The organism is Alteromonas sp. AWJ4_197, from assembly GCF_056160285.1.
Window position 1 is genome coordinate 36,524 of record NZ_JBSWWW010000007.1, and the last position, 19,685, is coordinate 56,208.

Consider the following 19,685-nt stretch of genomic DNA (forward strand, 5'->3'; position numbering starts at 1 on the left):
ATTTCTTCCCTTATTTTTCCGTAGCGGCTTTCATGCCGGTAACAAAGGCATCAAGTGCGCTGAGCATGGCCGGCACATCATCCAAATGTTTGGCGATGATGTTAACGGTGGCTGAACCACTGATTGCGCCCGCAGCGCCGGCTTTGATGGCTGTCGACACCTGCTCCGGTGTTGAAATACCAAAGCCAAGAATTGGCGGTGCACATGCATAATCCGATAATTTGGCAATTAATGACTCTGCCGGGATATCTGCAGCGGTTTCCACGCCGGTCACACCAGCCCGGCCCAGTAAATAAGTGTAGCCGCGCGAGTGTTCACCAATCTGCGATAAGGTTTCTTCTGTTGCATTAGGCGGCGCGATGAGAATTTGGGCAACGCCGGTTTCATTGGCTACAGATATAAAGGGTTTTGCTTCACGAAGCGGTACATCCGCCACCAGAATTGAATCAACACCGGCATCGTGTGCCTGCTGATAAAAGGCTTTGATCCCTTTGGCCATCACCAGGTTGCTATATAACAATAAGCCCATAGGCACATCGGGGTATCTTGCTCTGACGCGGGACAGCATCTCAAAGCAGGCATCCGGTGTGACGCCGTTGCCTAGAGCACGAATACTTGCAGCCTGAATTGTCGGGCCATCAGCAATGGGATCTGAGTAGGGAATACCCAGTTCAAGAGCGTCTGCGCCGCTTTCAATCAACTGACAGATAATTTTTTCAGACGTGTCGATATCCGGATCGCCAATCATGACGAAAGGAACAAACGCACCGCGATTACCGGCGTTCAGCCGGCCAAACATATCACTATAGCGATCCATTAAAATCTTCTCCCAGAATCTTGATCACGTGTCCAAGGTCTTTGTCGCCGCGACCCGATAAATTCACCACGATAATGGTTTCTTCTTCTGCCTCGTCCGCCATGTTGAGCGCATGGGCCAGCGCGTGGGAAGACTCAAGCGCCGGTATGATACCTTCTTTGCGGGCTAGCAACTGGAAGGCATTCAGCGCTTCTTCATCAGTAACTGCAACATATTCAGCGCGGCCGGTATCCGCAAGATAGGCATGCTGAGGACCAACAGCAGGGTAGTCCAGACCGGCAGACACAGAGTAGCTTTCTTCAATCTGACCTTGCTTGTCCTGCATAATATACGTGTATGCACCGTGCAGAATGCCTTTCGAACCGGTACAAATGGTGGCACCGTGTTCTTTGGTGTGCAGGCCTTTACCTGCAGGCTCGACACCGATTAGCTTCACAGAAGGTTCGTCGATGAAGTCAGCAAACATGCCGATAGCATTCGAGCCGCCGCCAACACAGGCAACCACGGCGTCCGGTAATCTGCCTTCTTTTTCCATGATCTGCGCACGGGTTTCTTCACCAATCATGCGGTGGAATTCACGTACGATATGCGGGAACGGGTGAGGGCCGGCCGCGGTACCCAGCAGATAGTGCGCTTTATCGTAATTGGCAGACCAGTCACGGAGTGCTTCGTTAACCGCATCTTTCAGGGTGCCTGAACCAGCATTCACAGGAATGACTTCTGCACCCATTAAACGCATACGGAATACGTTCGGTGCCTGACGCTCAACATCTTTCGCACCCATGTAAATGCGGCATTTCAGACCCAGCAGTGCACAGGCAAGTGCTGTCGCCGTACCGTGCTGACCTGCACCGGTTTCGGCAATGACTTCGGTTTTGCCCATACGCTTAGTCAGCAATGCCTGACCCAGTACCTGGTTGGTTTTGTGCGCACCGCCATGCAGTAAATCTTCACGCTTCAGATACAGCTTAACCTTGGGGTTTGTAACCAGATTGCGCGTCAGCGTCATCGCCGTAGGACGACCTGCATAATCTTTTAACAGTGCTGAAAACTCTTCCTGAAATGCCGGATCTTCTTTGGCATCAATAAATTCTTTCTCGAGTTGGTCTAGCGCGGGAATAAGCAACTCGGGCACGTACATGCCCCCGAAATCCCCGAATTTTGAATCAAGTTGGTTCATGAATAATCCTGTTGATCATCAATTAATAGCGTCGTGCTGTTGCGAACAGCGCCGCCAGCTTTTCAGCAGATTTTTGTGCCGGAGCATCTTCTACTCCGGAATTTACGTCTATGGTGCCCGCGCCGGTTTCGAGCGCAGCGACCAGGTTACCGGCATGAATGCCGCCGGCAACGATAAGTTTTTTCTTGTCTGTCACATCATCCAGCAGTGACCAGTCGAATGACTGTCCCGTTCCGCCTTTTTCCGTACCTACCTGACAATCCAGCAGTACGCGATCTGTTACTGTTTCGCCCGGCAAATCGCTGAGGTGCGGCGGTAAGTCGCCGGATATGCCAACCGCCTGCCAAATCTGGCACTCAGCAGGCAATGCTGCCCGCAATGTCTGGCGGAAAGCCGCATCTTCGCTGCCGTGTAACTGAACGGCAAACAGGCTAAGTGTACGCGCGGCACTGACAATGTCATCCACAGGCTGGTCGACAAATACACCCACATAACGGCCCGGCACTGTCTCAGTAATCGTGCGCGCCTGCTCCTGCGTTACACAACGTTTAGACTTTTCTGCGAAGATGAGTCCGCCATAGTTGGCGCCGCCGTCAAACGCAGCTTTAGCGTCTGCTGCACGGGACAGGCCGCATATTTTGATGTCGCCGTAAATGAGGGCACGCACCGCTTCGGGTAAATCTTTTTGAGCCATCAGCGCACTGCCGACCAGAAAGCCCTGGCATAGCGGCGCTAAGCGGCGTACATCCTGGTGGGTGTAAATGCCGGACTCAGAAATCACAACGAAATCATGACTTGCCTTCTCCAGCATAGGGATCAGTTTTTCGCTGGTGGCGAGGTCGGTGGACAAATCCCGCAGATCACGGTTATTAATGCCGATGATTTTCGCTTCCAGCGCGATGGCGCGGTGCATTTCTTTTTCGTTACTGACTTCGGTAAGAATATCCAGCGCCAGGCTGTCAGCCAGGCTGGCGAGAGTGCGGTAAGTGTCGTCGTCCAGCACGCTCAGCATCAGCAAAATAGCATCAGCGTTATAATGACGGGCCAGATAAACCTGATACTCGTTTACAAAGAAATCTTTGTTCAGAACCGGTTGTGACACCCGCTCAGTCACATAAGCCAGATAGTCATAGCTGCCCTGAAAATACTTTTCATCAGTGAGCACGGAAATGCCTGCTGCGTAAGGTTTATAAGCGGCAAGAATTTCGTCGAGGTCGAATACAGGGCGAATGAGCCCTTTAGACGGCGATGCTTTTTTACATTCAAAAATAAAACCGGCATCCGGCTGACTTAATGCATCGAACAAGCTTTTATTTGATGGTGTCAGTGAATCTTTAAACGTGGCTAACGGCATGGCTGCCATACGTGCTTCTAACTCCACACGTTTATCGGCGACGATGCGTTCTAACACATTACTCATCGTTACTGCTCTCCTGATGACTGATTTTTGCCACGGCGTTAAGCGTGGTTAACGGTTTGCCCTGTTTCATGGCTTCCATGGCCATTTCCGCACCGTCTTTGAATGTGGTCACGGTGTCGGTAAGTTTCAACAGCGCGCCGCAATTCATTGCAATGGCGGCCCTGTGTGCTTCCTGACCTTCGCCGGCCAGAGCGGCTTCCACCATTTTGCGGTTTTCATCCGGTTCACCGCCGGCTATGGCCTCAAGAGGGTATGAAGGTAAACCGAAGTCTGAAGGCGTCACGGTCAGTGTGCGTAAATCACCATGCTCTAAGTCGATGATGTGAGATTCGCCGTGCAGAGCCAGTTCGTCCAGTCCGTCGCCATGAACAATCATGGCCCGGTGCTGGCCGAGCAGCATCAACGTGCGGGCATACGGCTCAAGAAGCTCCGGAGAATATACACCAAATAAACCATGGGTAGGGCCGGCAGGGTTTGCCAGTGGACCCAGAATGTTGAAAATGGTGCGGGTTTTCAGTGCCGCGCGGATGGGCGCAGCGTGACGCATACCTGAATGATAAACCGGTGCGAACAGGAAGCAGAAGTTCGCATCGTCCAGACATTGTCTTGCTGTCTCTGGGCTGATTTCCAGATTAATACCGAACTGTCTGAATATATCCGCAGAGCCGGATTTACTGGAGACGCTGCGGTTACCGTGTTTGGCGACTTTTACGCCGCAACTGGCGGCTACCACACCCGCCGCACTGGAAATATTAATGGTGTTATGTCCGTCACCGCCGGTGCCGACAATATCCGCAAACGGATAGTCCGGCGTGGGGAAAGGCAGCGCGTTTGACACCATGGCACTGGCAGCACCGGCGATTTCATTGGGTGATTCGCCATTCAGCTTTAATGCAGTAAGCACGGTTGCCAAAATCAGATCAGGTTGTTCGCCATGCATAATGCTGTTAAATAAAGCAAAAGACTGCGCCTGACTCAGATGCTCTTTAGCAAATAACAGGTCCAGCAGGGGAGAGGCATCATACATGTTCCAACTCCTTGTCGGTTAAATAGTGAATACTTTGCAGTAGTAAACGGCTTCCGTCTGCGGTGAGAATTGACTCCGGGTGAAACTGGAAACCAAGCATTTTGTCTTCGGGGTGATAAACCGCCATGGTGGTGTCACCAAAACTGGCAATGGTTTCTAACCCTGCCGGTAATGATGTAGCCACAAGAGAATGATAACGGGCCACATGCAGCGGGTTAGCCAGACCTGAAAACATGGCCTCGCCGGAGTGACTGATGGGCGATGATTTGCCGTGCATTACCTCTCTGGCCCGGTCGACCACGCCGCCGTAATGACTCACGATAGCCTGGTGACCTAAGCATATACCCAATACCGGAAAAACACCCTGTACCTTTTTAATCAGTGCGGGCATGCAACCGGCTTCATGGGGCGCACCCGGACCCGGCGACAATAACAGCAATACCGGCGCTTTTTCTGCTTCCTGCTGCATGCGGGAGAACAACATGTCTGCATCTACCGTGTTACGGTACACAATGATGTGTAAATCCAGTGCCCGTAGCTCGTCAACCAGGTTATAGGTGAAGGAGTCTACATTATCGAGCAGAAAAACGGTGATTTTATCTTTCATGATCAGGCTCCCTGTTTCAAAGAGCGGCGAACCGCGTTGATGACAGCCTGCGCTTTGGTGCGGGTTTCATTGGCTTCAGACTGGGGATCTGAGTCGTAAACCACACCGGCGCCTGCCTGAATATAGGCACGGTCGTTTTTCACAAACGCTGAGCGGATAACAATACAGGTATCCATATCGCCGTTCCCGTTTAAGTAGCCCACAGCGCCGCCATAGCTTCCCCGGCGTTTCTTCTCAACCTGGCGGATTAATGTGGCCGCACTGACCTTTGGTGCGCCGACCAGGGTGCCCATGTTCATGCAGGCCTGATAAGCATGCAGCGCATCCAGATCGGTTCGTAACTGACCCACGACCCGGGAAACCAGGTGCATCACGTGAGAGTAGCGGTCTACTTTCAGCAGGTCTTTCACAAAACGCGTGCCCGGACGGCTTACTTTCGCCACATCGTTACGGGCCAGGTCGACTAACATAATGTGTTCGGCTTTCTCTTTGTCATCTTCACGCAAATTCAGTTCAATGCGGCTGTCCAAATCCGGATCGATTTCACCATTCGCCCGTTTGCCTCTGGGGCGGGTACCGGCGATGGGGTAAATTTCCACCTGATTCGATGATTTCTCGTATTTGATTGCCGACTCAGGTGACGCGCCGAATATAGTAAAGTCTGCATCCTGCATATAAAACATATAAGGACTTGGATTACTGATTTTTAATTGAGCGTATGCGGTTAACGGGTCAGGACAAGGTAAGGAGAAAGTGCGGGAAGGTACAACCTGGAAAATGTCACCGGAAAGGATATTGGCTTTTAAGTCGACAACGTCCTGCTTATAGGTTTCATCGTCTTTGTCGACATCCACATCCATAGCATCCTGAGCCCCGGGCGGGATAGTGGCAGTACTCGCAGGTATATCTGTGAGTCTGGCCTGCAGCCGCTCCAGTCGCTGTGCCACATCAAAATAACTTTGCGCCACGTTAGGGCCGCTGAATACGCTGCCGATTAAACGGGTCTGGCGGGTTTGATGATCGACAGTGAGTAAGGTCTCTGCCAGATAGAATACATAGTCCGGACAGTCATTTTCGCCATCGGGTACATCAGGTAAGTTTTCGAATGTGGCCAGCAGATCATAAGCAAATACACCACCCAGAAAGACGGCGTGGGGATGCTGCCGGATTGGCGTGATTTTCTGAACCAGTAACCGCAGTGCGTCGAATACGCTGGCCGCTTTCAGCCGGCTGTCTTCATCCAGGGCATTATCCGCAGCGTGGCAGGTGAGCGTTACCGTTACTCCGTCTCTGACAACACTGGTATTGTCCGGGCGCTGTGCTTCAATCAGCGGTAATACAGATTCGCCGTTGGGGGTCAGTGCAGTGCAGATAACCTGATTACCTTTGCACACAAGGCGCATCGCGGCATCTACCATCAGCAGGCTTTGCAAGTCGTCCTTGCTGTCAATTTCTGCTGATTCTAACAACAGTGCATTTGATTTTCCGGCACAAAGGTGGGCAAAGGCGGCTAACGGATCGTTCAGGTAGGTACCTGACTGTTCGATTGTTTCCACTTTGCCGGGCTGGGTGCCCAGTTCAGCTAAACTCATTGTCGCATTTTCTCCAACTGCGATTAAAAAAAAAGGCCCGTTAAACGGGCCTTTATTGTGTTCTTTTACGCACTCACGCGTACACCGCCCGTTACTTCAGGGAGTGCCACCACCAAACTGCTTTTACTAAAGTGCTGATTGATAATTGATTACGCATGATTTCTCTGTCATAAACTTCGATAGGCATCGAAGGCGTTAGTACGTATAATATGCCCTATAGAAGAAAACAAAAACGAAGTTGTGTCAACCGTAAATTTGCATAAGACATTGAAAATCGATCTACATAGTCATACAAAATTTTCCGACGGCCATTTAACGCCGGAAGAGCTGGTGCTCCGCGCGCACACCATGCAGGTGGATGTGCTGGCCATTACCGACCATGATACCCTCGCCGGTTTACCGCTTGCCCACCAAACTCAGGCAAAGCAAAAGCGTGTGATGACGATCATTAACGGCGTTGAAATCTCCACCGCCTGGCATGGGTTCGATATTCATATCGTCGGCTTAAATGTGGATGTGGAAGATGCATCACTCAACAGCTTTCTGGCTGAGCAAAGTACAATACGCAAGGAACGTGCGGTTAAAATTGGTGAAAAGCTGCAAAAATGCGGTTTTGACGGTGTGCTTGAAAAGGCGCTGAATCTTGCCGGTGTGGGGCAGGTGACCCGTGCACACTTCGCACGCGTATTAGTTAATGAATATGGTGTTGCGACCATGGATGCGGCCTTTAAAAAGTATCTTGGAAAAGGGAAACGGGCCGCCGTTAAGGCTGTGTGGCCCGGCATGGAGCAAGCCATATCTCATATTCGTGCTGCCGGTGGTCAGGCTGTACTTGCTCATCCCGCCCACTATGACATAACGGCAAAATGGTTGCGCCGTCTGGTCAATGATTTTGCACATCACGGTGGACAGGCCATCGAAACGGCTTTTCCCGGTATTAATCCTGACAAGCAAAAGCTTATCAACGAGCTTGCCAGCGAGCACAATCTTTTGGCTTCGGCGGGTTCTGATTTTCACTTCCCGTCCAGGTGGACAGAATTGGGGCGTAATTTAGGTATCGCTTCTCACCTCAAGCCAGTCTGGCATGACTGGGCACTGCCCGCCCATCAGTAACAGGACATTGTAATGAGTCAATTTTTCTATATTCATCCTGAAAATCCACAGCAGCGATTGTTAAATCAGGCTGTGGAGTTAATCCGGCAGGGCGAGGTAGTGGTGTATCCCACTGATTCCGGCTACGCCATTGGCTGCCAGATGGAAGACAAAAAAGCGCTGGAACGCCTTTGCCAGATAAGGCAAATCGAGCACGACCACAACTTCACTTTGATGTGCCGTGATATGTCCGAATTATCGTTTTATGCCAAAGTGGATAACACCGCCTTCCGGCAAATTAAAAACAACACACCGGGCCCGTATACCTTCATTTTCAAAGCCACCCGTGAGGTACCCCGCCGGTTACAAAACCCGAAGCGGAAGACCATCGGGATCCGTGTGCCGGATAACGTGATTGCACTTAAGTTGCTGGAAACCCTTAATGAACCGCTGATGTCCACATCACTGATCCTGCCGGGTAAAGAAATGGCAGAGTCAGATCCTGATGAAATCCGTGACAGGCTGGAAAAACAGGTAGGATTGATTATTCATGGCGGGTATCTTGGTGAAGATCCCACCACCATTGTCGATTTCTCTGAAGGCAATGCGGAAGTGATCAGGGAAGGCAGTGGCGACCCGTCACCGTTCCTGTAAAACAATCATAGCACGGACGAACAGCACGTAAGATGACAGACGAACAAACGCCGGCGGCAGTAAGCGACCCCGTTCAGCAACCTTTGCCACTGGCGTTTATCAACGGCGAAGCGGTCATTGAAAAGCCGTCAGATCTGTACATTCCCCCCGACGCATTGGAAGTCATTCTGGAAACCTTTGAAGGCCCGCTGGACCTTCTTTTGTACCTTATCCGCAAACAAAAATTCGAAATCGTAACCTTACCCGTGGCAGATATCACGGCGCAGTACATGGAGTATGTGGAGGTTATGAAAACATTGAAGCTGGAATTAGCTGCCGAATATTTGCTGATGGCAGCGATTCTGGCTGAAATTAAATCCCGGTTACTGCTACCAAGGCGAAGCGATGAACCTGAAGATGAAGAAGACCCCAGAGCGGAGCTTATCCGCCGGTTAAGAGAATACGAAGCCGTTAAAGAAGCTGCACAATCATTGGATGAACAGCCCCGTATGGAGCGTGATGTGTTTGCAGTGAAGGCTGATGTGGCTCTGAGTGTGCAACCGGTGCGGATAGAGCCGGATGTGTCACTGCAGGAGCTTGTGCTGGCATTCAGCCATGCCATGAAGCGGGCTGCTGCATTTGAGCATCATACAATTGAGCGGGAGGCGCTGAGTACCCGTGAGCGCATGAGCCAGATTCTGGCTATGGTAAACAGTGAGACCTACACACCGCTGGATGCGTTATTCACGCCGGAAGAAGGCAGAGCAGGTGTGGTGGTGTCTTTTCTGGCGATTCTGGAATTAGTAAAAGAACAGCTTTTATTGTGCGTTCAGACAGGACCATTTGCCAGAATTCATGTAAAATTGGGCCGTCATGAAGAAGATTAATAAAGTCCAGCTTAAGCAACTGGTCGAGGCCGCGCTGTTTGTTGCCGATGCGCCTATGACTAAACTGGCACTGCGTGAGTCTGTGCTGGCTGAATTTACAGTCAGTGAAAGGGCGCTGAACGAGGTGCTCAAAGAGCTGGTGCTGGACTATCAGCCCAGAGGGATTCAACTGGTTGAAGTGGCCAGCGGATATCGTTTTCAGTCACTGGACAGCTTAAGCCCCTGGCTGAGCCGCATGTGGCAGGAAAACGCGCCCCGTTATTCACGTGCAATGTTGGAAACACTGGCGTTAATTGCTTACCGTCAACCCATAACCCGCGGCGAAATTGAAGCGGTACGCGGGGTGGCAGTCAGCAGTAATATTATCCGTACCCTGACAGAAAGAGACTGGATAAAAGTGGTAGGGCACAAAGAAGTGCCGGGCAGACCGTCGTTATATGCCACTACCAGACAGTTTCTGGATTATTTTTCGTTAAAGTCGTTGGCCGATTTACCCGGATCTGAGGTTTTTGAAGGGCTTGAAGACAACGAACAGCCGCCTGCGACGGCTACACTGGAGGCACCGTCTGACGACGACCGTGCGATTGAAACCGCTGAACAAAAGCGAGAAGAAAATGAGTGAAAAGTTGCAAAAAGTCCTGGCAAACCAGGGACTGGGCTCCCGCCGTGAAATGGAACGGTGGATAGAAGCCGGAAGGGTATCGGTAGATGGCAAAATTGCGACACTGGGCGACCGTGTTGAACCCGGCCAGCAAATCCGTGTAGACGGTCATCTGTTATCCCGTCAGGCAGAAAAACCGGTATGCCGTGTATTGATGTATAACAAGCCGGAAGGTGAATTATGCAGCCGTCACGATCCTGAAGGCCGCCCCACAGTATTTGACCGTCTGCCAGCTATCCGCGTGGGACGCTGGATTGCCGTAGGACGGCTGGATATCAATACCAGTGGCCTGTTGTTATTCACCAATGACGGTGAACTGGCAAACCGCTTAATGCACCCTAAATGTGAAGTTGAACGTGAGTATGCTGTACGCGTATTCGGTGAAGTGTCCGGTAAAACGCTGAACACGCTGACCAAAGGGGTTGAACTGGAAGATGGTCTGGCGCGGTTTACTGAAATCAAAGCCCGTTCTAAGCCTGCCGGTGAAGAAGAGAGTATGAACCGCTGGTACAACGTGACGTTGTCTGAAGGCCGTAACCGCGAGGTACGTCGCTTGTGGGAGTCTCAGGAAATGCAGGTCAGCCGTCTCGTTCGCGTGCGCTACGGACCGGTGGAGCTGCAAAAGCGTTTACCGCAGGGGGCCTGGGTAGAGTTGCCGCTGGAGCAGTTAAATGCCCTTCGTAAACTGGTGCAACTGGACGATGAAACACAAACGCTGGTGGATGTAAGACAGGGTAAACTTGATCATGCCCGCCTTACCCGTATGCGCCGCTCGGTGAAAAAACACCGTACACGGCAGTCTCATCAACGTAATCAGTCAGCCAGCTCTGACTGACTGGAAGGGCGTTTCTTTAAACAGGTACGCCCGTTATCAATACCGTGCCGGCGGGCAACCTGAGCAATCAGCCCGCGGTGCGTTTTGAGAAATTCATCTAATTTTTCCAGCATCGCCGGATACTGCTCACTGGAAATCCGCAGGCTCTCTTTCTTATCCTGAATATGTTCTGATGCCACAATGCGTTTACCTGACAGCTTCAGTGCTGCAGTTGCATCATTCAGCTGTTCGCTGTCTGTGATAATGGCATCAACCTCACCGTCAACCAGCGCCTTTAACAGGTGTGTCGGCTCAGAGAATGACACTATTTTTGTGTAGCCTTTTCGTTCCTGTTCTAACCAGTCACTGGAAACCGGCTGATCTTCAATAATACCCAGTGCAGTCACGTCGGGGATTCGCATCCATTGATTCTCAGGCAACACACGGGTGATTTCACAAATACCGACCACAGGCTGGCTGTAAAACAGCGTGCCGTCTGTGGCAGACCAGCGGGGGTGATCCGGAAAGCGGAAATCAATCATGTTTTCTTTAAACCACTGATCGTAAGCGTCGCCCTGAAGGGGCACATATTCCAGTTCAAAGCCCTCTTCAAGAGCAAATGCTGTCATCACCGCATCGAGCACCGGGTGATATTTGCCACCGTTTACCGGGTGGACCTGTCTGCCTGAACTGTCTTCGACACCTACAAAGAAAGTATCTTTCGCCGCAAAAGCATGACCTGAAAGCAATACGGCAGCGAGAAGAGTGATAGCGCGTCGCATCGTATTCGTCCTGTTCACTTAAACTTTAGTCGTAACACAAGCCTATCAATGCAATTGCCTTTGCACGATAAGACCGTTGGCATGCAAGTATTAAAACCAATACCTGAAGAAAGTGAAGTAATCTGTATTCAATGTCTTAGCGTAGACAAGGTGAATTCATAATACAGGAGAAGATAATGCAATCGATGCCTCAATTAGGTGTAGGTACGTTTCGTTTAGAAGGAGAGGTAGCAAGAAAAACGGTTTCAGATGCGCTTTCCACCGGCTTCCGCCATATCGATACCGCCCAGTTTTATGGCAACGAAGAAGAAATCGGCAATGCAATTCAAACTGCCGGTCTTCCCCGTGAAGAACTGTTCGTGACCACCAAGGTATGGCACGACCATCTTGATAAGGGTCACTTCATTCCGTCTGTGCATGAAAGTCTGAACAAACTGAAAATGGCCTATGTTGACCTGCTGCTCATCCACTGGCCGTCACCCAATGATCATATTCCCATGGAGTCATATTTGGCGTCACTGAAGCAGGCTAAGGAAGAAGGTTTAACGCGCCATATCGGTGTGTCGAATTTCACCATGGCACAAATCGACAAAGCGGTTGAGATTCTGGGAGAGGGCGAGATACTCACTAACCAGATAGAGCTTCACCCGTTTATGCAAAACCGTCAGGTGGTTGAACATTGTATGCAGGCTGGTATTTCCACTACCGCCTATATGCCCTTCGCGGTGGGCGAAGTCATAAAAAATGATGAACTCAAAGCCATTGCTGACGCGCACGGAGCCAATCCTGCACAGATTGTACTGGCGTGGATGGAAGTAAAAGGTATCCATGCCATCCCTTCATCAACGAATAAGGACCATTTGCAGGCGAACTTCGATTATACCGCTGTCACGCTTTCAGAAGATGATGTGGCGCGCATTGATGAGCTGGATAACGGCGAACGTATCGTGGATCCGGATTTCGCGCCGCAGTGGGATTAATATCCTTTTACATTTAACCACCCGTAATTGTCATAAAGGGTTTGCCGGCTGCACTTTCATCACCATATAGTGGATAGGATGTATACGCCTGATGACGTGCAGTCAGGTAAGTCAGGCAATATTAATACAAGGACAAACGTGCTACCGGATAATAAACAGCAGCAGCTCCGGCGTGCAAAACGCATCGCGCTTTTCTGGCTGGTAGGAGCTGCGTTTGTCTTTATTCTTGCGACGCTGGCAGAGTACCGGCAGTGGATAACGCCATGGCCCGCCTGGGCCGGACTCATTAAGATGGCATCAGAAGCTGCGCTGGTTGGCGGGCTGGCTGACTGGTTTGCCGTCAGCGCATTGTTCAGGCCTATTCCGGCCAGATTTCCAATCCCTCACACGAATATCGTAGCGAATAACAAAGCGGCGGTTGCCGGCAATTTGTCCCGCTTTGTGAAAGAAAAATTCTTCAATGAAGTCGCTATCGAAAAACTGGTCAATGATGCCCGTCCTGCTCAGGGAATGGCAAGGTGGTTGCGCGAGCCTCAAAACGCAGACCGTCTGAGTCGCTTCGCTGCGCGCTCGTTGGTGGGGATCATTAACACGCTGGATGATAAACCCGTTCAGGACATGATGGTAAGCGGAGTAAAGCGGGCTCTGCTGAAAATGGATCTTTCACCTCTCGCGGCCGGCACGTTACGGGTTCTGACCCGTGATAAGCGACATCAGGAGGTGCTGGACCAATTGCTTTATAAAATCGCAGAGCTTGCTCACCGGCCTGACAGTCAGATGTTTATTGCTGAAAAGCTGCATAGCTGGCTGAAAGCAGAGTACCGGCGACTGGAGAAGATATTGCCGACAACCTGGTTGAGCGAGCAGGGCGCTGACATCGCTTCCAAAGCCATTGTGAGCATTCTGGCGGATATTGCCAACGACAGCGAACACCCGGTACGCAAGAGTTTCGACCGCCAGCTGGAGGACTTCACCGCGAGGATGGAAACCGACCCTGCTATGACAGAGAAGCTGGAAAATATCCGTAACCAGTTGCTGAACAACGATACCCTTCAGCAGTACCTGTTTCAGGTGTGGGGCGACGTGAAACGCTGGTTAATCGATGATGTTGCAGCCACAGACGGCAAGTTCACAGACCGTTTATCCCATGCACTGCAGGAAGCAGGTAAATCGGTGGCAAACGATGAGCAACTGGCAAACGCTGTCGATGTACACATCGCAGAAGCAGCCAGAGCGATGGCGCCGGAGCTCGCAGATTTTCTTACTGATCATATCCGTAAAACCATTCTGGCATGGGATGACAACCAGATGGCGGAACAAATTGAACTGAACATCGGTAAAGATCTGCAAAAAGTCCGTATTAACGGTACGTTGGTGGGCGGGCTGATTGGTGCCTGTCTGTTTTTAATCGAACATGCCATCAGTCTTTTATAACCGGTACGTAGCCGTCTTCCTTTTGAGTTTTTTGCACTATCGTGTGACACTTTTCCTTCCCCATTTCTATTTATAAAAAACGAAAACAACATGAGAAAACGAATTCTTCCGGCGTTACTGCTGGTGTTGCCGCTTATGCATGTCAGCGCAGATGCAGAGCAGGTCAGAGCCCGTGATATAGGCATCGCGCCTGGTGTACTTGCGACCGGAAAACTGAACAGTATTACCGATGTCGCAGGCGTACGGGTGGGGCAGGTAACCCTTCATAACGGAAAAGACGTTCACACCGGTGTGACAGCCATTATTCCGGCAGAGGGCAATTTACGGCAGCGTAAGGTACCGGCTGCGGTATACGTGGGCAATGGTTACGGCAAAATGGCCGGGATCAGCCAAATCCGGGAATTGGGAGAAATTGAAACACCCGTTGTGCTTACTAATACACTGAATGTGGCTGAAGGTATTGCCGGCGTAGTGGAATGGACGCTGGCACAACCGGGGAATGAAGACGTGGCATCGGTGAATGCTGTCGTAGGTGAAACCAACGACGGATTTCTTAACAACATCCGCAGCAGAACCGTAACGAAAGCTGATGTGATTCAGGCTATCAATACAGCGCAAAGTGGCCCGGTTGCAGAGGGAAATAATGGTGCCGGCAGCGGTAGCCGCGCCTTCGGGTGGAAAGGCGGAATTGGTACAAGCAGCCGTTTGCTGCCTGCATCACTGGGCGGATACACAGTCGGTGTGCTGGTACAGAGTAACTTTGGCGGCATCCTGAATATTGACGGCCTGAAAGCCGGGGAAGCGCTCAATCAGCACTACCTGTATAACGAACTGAATAACGATACCGCTGCTGACGGCTCCATTATGATAGTGGTTGCAACAGACGCACCGCTGGACGACCGCAATCTGGAAAGGCTGGCAAAGCGGGCCATGGCCGGTGTTGCGCGAACCGGTGCCAGCCTGACAAACGGCTCCGGCGATTATGTTATAGCCTTTTCTAACGCAGATGCATTACGTCGTGACGAGCAGTCGCCGGCGCATTCATCCACCGTGATGGCGAACAGTCAGGTGTCACCTTTATTCGAGGCGGTGATTGAAGCAACACAGGAAGCCATTTATAACAGTCTGCTGATGGCTGAGGACGTGGAAGGTTTTCACGGGAATGTAAAAGCCCTGCCGGTAGACAAAATCCGCTCTATGTTACCGGCCGAACACGGGAGAACAGAGTCATCTGATACGTTGAGAGTGGCTACTTTTAACGTGAGTATGGAGTCGACGAATTACCCTTCTTCAGGACTGCCGCCCGGTGATGGCGTACTTAAAAAGGTGCTTTCAGATGGCACTAATCCGCAGGTCAAAAATATAGCTGAGATCATTCAGCGCACTGCGCCGGATATTATTTTGCTTAATGAGTTTGATTACATTAAATCGCAGAGCGATGGTGTACGGGCTTTTATTCAAAATTATCTGAATGTCAGCCAGCACGGGCAACCTGCTATCGATTACCCGTACGTTTATCTCGCGCAGGTGAACACCGGTGAGCCGTCTCCTTTCGATCTGGATAACGATGGTAAAGCCACCGGAACAGGCGGTGATGCGTGGGGATTTGGCTTGTATCCCGGCCAGTACGGCATGGTTGTATTGTCGAAATATCCCGTTGTACATGATCAGGTGCACAGCTTGCAGACATTTAAGTGGAAAGATATGCCCGGTGCTCAGAAGCCCGTTGACCCGGCCACAGATACTCCCTGGTATAACGAAGAGGAATGGGCTGAGTTCCGGTTAAGCTCCAAGTCTCACTGGGATATACCCGTTAACGTTAATGGCCGCATTGTGCATGTACTTGCTATGCATCCCACACCGCCTAATTTCGATGGTGATGAGGACCGTAACGGTAAGCGGAACCATGATGAAATCAGGCTGATGGCTGACTATCTGTCTCCGGATAAAGGCGAATATATTACTGATGATATGGGTAAACAATCCGGCCTGCCGGAAAACACCCGTTTCGTACTGGCGGGCGATTTCAACGCTGCCGATGCGGGTGATAAACACCGGCCCGGCGTCATAGAACAGCTTGTTGATAACCGGTACGTGAATGGCAATGTTATCCCGGAAAGTGAAGGTGGCCGTGAACATTCAACAGAGCCTTACAGCCGCAGGTTCACTGCGCACTGGGGGGCAAGGGCAGATTACGTTTTACCGTCAAGATATGGTTTTGAAGTGACCGGTAGCGGTGTTTTCTGGCCCGAAAAAGCCAGCCCGTTGTACCGTCTGGTGAAAGATCGTGAAGCGAGTTCTGATCACCGCCTGGTCTGGCTGGACGTCAGGTTAACCGGTAAGTGATTAAACAGGCCGGACAGTTGTATTTCTGTCCGGCCTTCACTGATTAGCTGCGGTTGCTGTTGTTACGTCTAATTACTTTGCTTTCCAGCGCAGGATTAGCAAGCTCAAGTACAACGGCGCGCTCTAAAATGATATTGCCGTTAATAACCACATCTTCCGTGATTGAAAGCACCGGTTGTTCGGATTTTTTCTTCATCCAGCCATTTTCAGTTTCTTCAAATACGATGTCGCCGTAGATCCGGGTATTGCCTGACAAGCTGACATCACCGTTTTGCGTTGTGACTGAGCCTTTTATCTCGCCATCCGGCACCGTAATGTCGCCATTCACTGTTTCCAGGTCGCCTTCCACCAGACTATTCACAGAAAGCCCGATATTGCCATTTACCGTAGACATATCACCAAATACATTCAGGTTTTTACCGGCATTGATATCGCCGTTAACGGTACTCGCTTCATTGATTGCAGCGTTATCTGCAATACTGATATTGCCATTCACCGTACTGACATCTTCCGCAACAGTAAATGTTTGCAAAGTCACGTCTCCGTTGACGGAAGACACATCGCCTGCATGACGGCCTTCATAAATGGTTACCGATCCCAGCACACTGCTTACATCGCCGCCATCGTGATAATCACCGTTACCCCCGACATTGATTACACATCCTGATAGCGTGACAGCACATAAAAGTGATAAAGCAATAATTGAGCGATTCCTGTTTAGCATTCTATTTTCCGTTTTGTAGTAATGTGTGACCGGTATGGCGTTAATACTTCCGTTTTTGTCGGGAAGCTTTCACTTAATGATGAGCAATAACCGCACACGAATGAGTGTAAAAAGTATGACAAGTTCAGCAATTGCTGAGCCAAAAGTGATTATGTATTTAAAATCAGTGGGTTATGGGTTTTTGGCGTTCAGGGAGAAGGGAGAGCGTATCCGGGAGTAGTCCGGAACACCACATTTTGGTGTTCCGGACCAAAAATGCTTACTGATCGAGCGGGGTATTAAAATCTTCTGACAATTCGAAGTCACCTTCTACGGTGGTCAGCACATTACCGTCGAAATTAAGTACCAGTTGCTTCTGGAAATCTTCACCGCGTTTGGACATACCGCGCTTCATATCGTACACGTAATACCATGTGCTCTTATCAAAAGAGTCTTCAACAACAGGGTGGCCCAGAACATAAACAACCTGCTCTTTGGTCATGCCAACACGCAGCTTTTTAACGTCACGTTCGTCCAGAAAGTTGCCCTGTGGCACATCAATCCGGTAGATCCAGTTGTTACAGGCAGTGGTGAAAAATACAGCGGTTAACAAAATAGCGATTTGATACAACTTCATGCGTGAGCGTGTCCAGTTATGCTTTGATTATAGTGACAGGCATTACCTTTGCCGGCAAACCAGTGTCAGAATGCGGCTGTCGCAAAATAATGCGCGACAGCATGCTACCCAATCACCTATGACCAATCAACCGCTTATTAGTTCGATTCTGCACTTTCTAACAGTTCTCTGGCATTTGCCAGTGCTGATTCGGTTACCTTATCACCTGCAAGTAACCGGGCCAGTTCGTCTATCCGGTCCTGCTTCGTTAATGGCAACATCTGTGTTTCTGTTGTACTGCCATCGCTGAACTTGGTCACAAACAACTGGTTATGGGCCTGTGCAGCAACCTGAGGTAAGTGCGTAACACACATAACCTGACTCACTTTACCCAGCCGGCGTAACAAACCACCCACAATGGCGGCGGTCGGGCCGCTGATCCCTGTATCGACCTCATCAAAAATCATGGTCGGTGTTGCGTGTTTGTCACTGGTCAGTACCTGAATGGCAAGCCCGATACGCGACAGCTCACCGCCCGACACCACTTTTTCCAGTTTATCTGCCGGTTGGCCGGGGTTTGTGGACACCAGGAAAGTCACATCATCCAGACCTGACGCTACAGGCGTTTTGTCTTCCTGATAATCGACAGCAATATCGATAACCGCATGAGGCATATTCATCTGACGGATTTGCCCCTGAATCGCTTCTGCCAGCTTAACCGAAGCAACCTGCCTTGATGCCGAAAGTGCCTCACAGGCCTGACGGTAAGCATCTTTTGCTTCAACGACCTCATGCTGTAAATCTTCCAGACGATTCTCATCCTGCTCCAGACCGGCAAATTCTGCCGCCAGTGCCTGATGATGCCCGAACAGTTCTTCAGGCATCACAGTATGCTTACGTGCCAGTTCCATGGCTTTGCTGTAACGGGATTCCACCTGTTGCAGCCGCAGAGGATCTATTTCAAGATCATCGCAATAGCTGCGTAATTCTCTGGCCGCTTCTTCTACCTGAATAGAGGCATCGTTCAGCAAGGCAATAATCGGCGTCAGGGCACTGTCGTGTTCTTCCAGCTCAGACAGACGGTCAAGACCATTTTGGATAATGGATAACGCATTACCCTCATCATTCTCATACAGGTTATAAAAACTCGTTTGCGCCTGTTCCAGCAATGTCTGGCCGTTACTCAACCTGCGGTGCTCAATTTCCAGTTCGGTAAATTCGCCGTCTTCAATAGCAAACTCATCCAGTTCCTGTACCTGGTAGGCCAGCAGTTGCTGACGGTCAGCACGCTGTTGTGCCTGTGTTTCCAGATTTTTCAGTTCCGACTGTTTCTGCTTCCACAAGCGGTAGTTATCTGACACGGCGCTCAGCAAGGCAGGATGCGCGGCATACTGATCCACCAGCTTTCGCTGGTAATCGTCTTTCAAGAGCTGAAGGTGCGTGTTCTGGCCATGGATAGCAATGAGGTACTGGCCGAATTGTTTCAGCTGTTGCAGCGATACCGGTGTGCCGTTAATGAACGCTTTCGATCTGCCTTCGCGGGAAATGACACGGCGTACAAAACAGCTGTCGTTATCTTCATCCAGCAATTCCTGCTCATCCAGCCAGGCCAGTGCAGCTTTATGGCCTTTCAGATTAAAATGGGCAACGATTTCAGCTTTAGGCGCGTCTTTACGCACCGCGCCGGCATCGGCCCGCTCACCCAGACAAAGGCTGAGTGCATCAATGGCAATAGACTTACCCGCACCGGTTTCACCGGTGATGGCCGTCATACCCGACTCAAGATTGACAGACAATTGCTTAACAACAGCGAAATTTTTGATCGACAGATTAACCAGCATGTGTTCACCGCAGTATGTTTATACAGTATGTGTAAATATATACAGTATTTGGGCTGTGTAAAGTGAAGTTTTTAAGGCGGGATGAAAATGTTGTTATCTACGGCCGTGTTTGAGGAGTTCTTGGCAGGTAGTTTGGTTTGGAGAAGGTTTTAAGTGATGCCTTTTACAGAAGTATCTGATTTTGTCGATGTTCGCTTAGAGCGAAAAGCGGACATCAGATGCGAATACGATTTTCGTCCGCAAAAGACAATTA

The 19,685-nt window shown here is 50.5% G+C and carries 18 protein-coding genes; 8 read left to right on the plus strand and 10 right to left on the minus strand.

The genetic code is table 11. The annotated features are described in order from the left end of the window. Positions 1-10 precede the first annotated feature (10 nt). From trpA to ACXAGC_RS16140, 6 genes are read right to left on the minus strand one after another with little or no spacing between them, the layout of a single operon-like run. Positions 11-817, minus strand: a complete 807-nt coding sequence (trpA, locus tag ACXAGC_RS16115; RefSeq protein ID WP_474845433.1) for a tryptophan synthase subunit alpha — start codon at positions 815-817, stop codon at positions 11-13. Then, positions 804-1,997: a tryptophan synthase subunit beta gene (trpB, locus tag ACXAGC_RS16120; RefSeq protein WP_119500894.1), complete on the minus strand. Its 1,194-nt coding sequence runs from the start codon at positions 1,995-1,997 to the stop codon at positions 804-806. The genes trpA and trpB overlap by 14 nt, the downstream gene beginning before the upstream one ends. Before the next feature lie 22 nt (positions 1,998-2,019). Next, on the minus strand, positions 2,020-3,417 hold the full coding sequence (gene trpCF, locus ACXAGC_RS16125) for a bifunctional indole-3-glycerol-phosphate synthase TrpC/phosphoribosylanthranilate isomerase TrpF (RefSeq protein ID WP_474845435.1): 1,398 nt from the start codon (positions 3,415-3,417) through the stop codon (positions 2,020-2,022). Beyond that, positions 3,410-4,444, minus strand: coding sequence for an anthranilate phosphoribosyltransferase (gene trpD / locus ACXAGC_RS16130; protein ID WP_119500896.1), 1,035 nt, complete (start codon positions 4,442-4,444; stop codon positions 3,410-3,412). Before trpD ends, trpCF begins: the two co-directional genes overlap by 8 nt. Further along, a complete protein-coding gene (locus tag ACXAGC_RS16135) occupies positions 4,437-5,051 on the minus strand; it encodes an aminodeoxychorismate/anthranilate synthase component II (protein ID WP_119500897.1) in 615 nt (204 codons plus the stop codon). The genes trpD and ACXAGC_RS16135 overlap by 8 nt, the downstream gene beginning before the upstream one ends. Before the next feature lie 2 nt (positions 5,052-5,053). Further along, positions 5,054-6,643, minus strand: coding sequence for an anthranilate synthase component 1 (locus ACXAGC_RS16140; protein ID WP_474845438.1), 1,590 nt, complete (start codon positions 6,641-6,643; stop codon positions 5,054-5,056). Between the two features lie 267 nt (positions 6,644-6,910). Here ACXAGC_RS16140 and ACXAGC_RS16145 point away from each other — a divergent pair, with 267 nt between their 5' ends. The 5 genes from ACXAGC_RS16145 to rluB are packed head-to-tail and all read left to right on the plus strand — an operon-like array spanning position 6,911 to position 10,751. After that, entirely contained in the window at positions 6,911-7,756 is an 846-nt protein-coding gene (locus tag ACXAGC_RS16145) for a PHP domain-containing protein (protein ID WP_474845953.1), read from the plus strand. A gap of 12 nt (positions 7,757-7,768) precedes the next feature. Beyond that, complete coding sequence (locus ACXAGC_RS16150; RefSeq protein WP_303574622.1) at positions 7,769-8,389, plus strand: L-threonylcarbamoyladenylate synthase; 621 nt, start codon at positions 7,769-7,771, stop codon at positions 8,387-8,389. Positions 8,390-8,421: 32 nt separating this feature from the next. After that, positions 8,422-9,255, plus strand: a complete 834-nt coding sequence (locus tag ACXAGC_RS16155; protein WP_303574621.1) for a segregation and condensation protein A — start codon at positions 8,422-8,424, stop codon at positions 9,253-9,255. Further along, positions 9,242-9,877: an SMC-Scp complex subunit ScpB gene (gene scpB / locus ACXAGC_RS16160; protein ID WP_119500901.1), complete on the plus strand. Its 636-nt coding sequence runs from the start codon at positions 9,242-9,244 to the stop codon at positions 9,875-9,877. Before ACXAGC_RS16155 ends, scpB begins: the two co-directional genes overlap by 14 nt. Further along, positions 9,870-10,751, plus strand: a complete 882-nt coding sequence (gene rluB / locus ACXAGC_RS16165; RefSeq protein WP_474845441.1) for a 23S rRNA pseudouridine(2605) synthase RluB — start codon at positions 9,870-9,872, stop codon at positions 10,749-10,751. Before scpB ends, rluB begins: the two co-directional genes overlap by 8 nt. Here rluB and ACXAGC_RS16170 read toward each other — a convergent pair. Further along, on the minus strand, positions 10,730-11,512 hold the full coding sequence (locus ACXAGC_RS16170; RefSeq protein ID WP_474845443.1) for a type 2 periplasmic-binding domain-containing protein: 783 nt from the start codon (positions 11,510-11,512) through the stop codon (positions 10,730-10,732). The genes rluB and ACXAGC_RS16170 overlap by 22 nt on opposite strands. Positions 11,513-11,688: 176 nt before the next feature. Between ACXAGC_RS16170 and dkgB the strand changes: the two genes are divergently transcribed. The 3 genes from dkgB (at position 11,689) to ACXAGC_RS16185 (ending at position 16,272) form a co-directional block, all read left to right on the plus strand. Continuing rightward, a complete protein-coding gene (gene dkgB, locus ACXAGC_RS16175) occupies positions 11,689-12,492 on the plus strand; it encodes a 2,5-didehydrogluconate reductase DkgB (RefSeq protein ID WP_474845445.1) in 804 nt (267 codons plus the stop codon). A gap of 138 nt (positions 12,493-12,630) precedes the next feature. Further along, the gene (locus ACXAGC_RS16180; RefSeq protein WP_474845447.1) at positions 12,631-13,926 is read left to right on the plus strand and encodes a DUF445 domain-containing protein; all 1,296 of its coding nucleotides are present in this window, start codon (positions 12,631-12,633) and stop codon (positions 13,924-13,926) included. Positions 13,927-14,061: 135 nt separating this feature from the next. Further along, complete coding sequence (locus ACXAGC_RS16185) at positions 14,062-16,272, plus strand: P1 family peptidase (protein ID WP_474845955.1); 2,211 nt, start codon at positions 14,062-14,064, stop codon at positions 16,270-16,272. 43 nt (positions 16,273-16,315) lie between these two features. Here the strand turns inward: ACXAGC_RS16185 and ACXAGC_RS16190 are convergent, their stop codons facing one another. The 3 genes from ACXAGC_RS16190 to recN all read right to left on the minus strand — a co-directional run bounded on the left by ACXAGC_RS16190 (position 16,316) and on the right by recN (position 19,432). Continuing rightward, a complete protein-coding gene (locus ACXAGC_RS16190; RefSeq protein WP_474845449.1) occupies positions 16,316-16,996 on the minus strand; it encodes a DUF4097 family beta strand repeat-containing protein in 681 nt (226 codons plus the stop codon). 259 nt (positions 16,997-17,255) lie between these two features. Beyond that, positions 17,256-17,612: an outer membrane protein assembly factor BamE gene (locus ACXAGC_RS16195; RefSeq protein WP_119500908.1), complete on the minus strand. Its 357-nt coding sequence runs from the start codon at positions 17,610-17,612 to the stop codon at positions 17,256-17,258. Positions 17,613-17,749: 137 nt separating this feature from the next. Further along, positions 17,750-19,432: a DNA repair protein RecN gene (recN, locus tag ACXAGC_RS16200; RefSeq protein WP_474845451.1), complete on the minus strand. Its 1,683-nt coding sequence runs from the start codon at positions 19,430-19,432 to the stop codon at positions 17,750-17,752. Between the last annotated feature and the right edge of the window lie 253 nt (positions 19,433-19,685).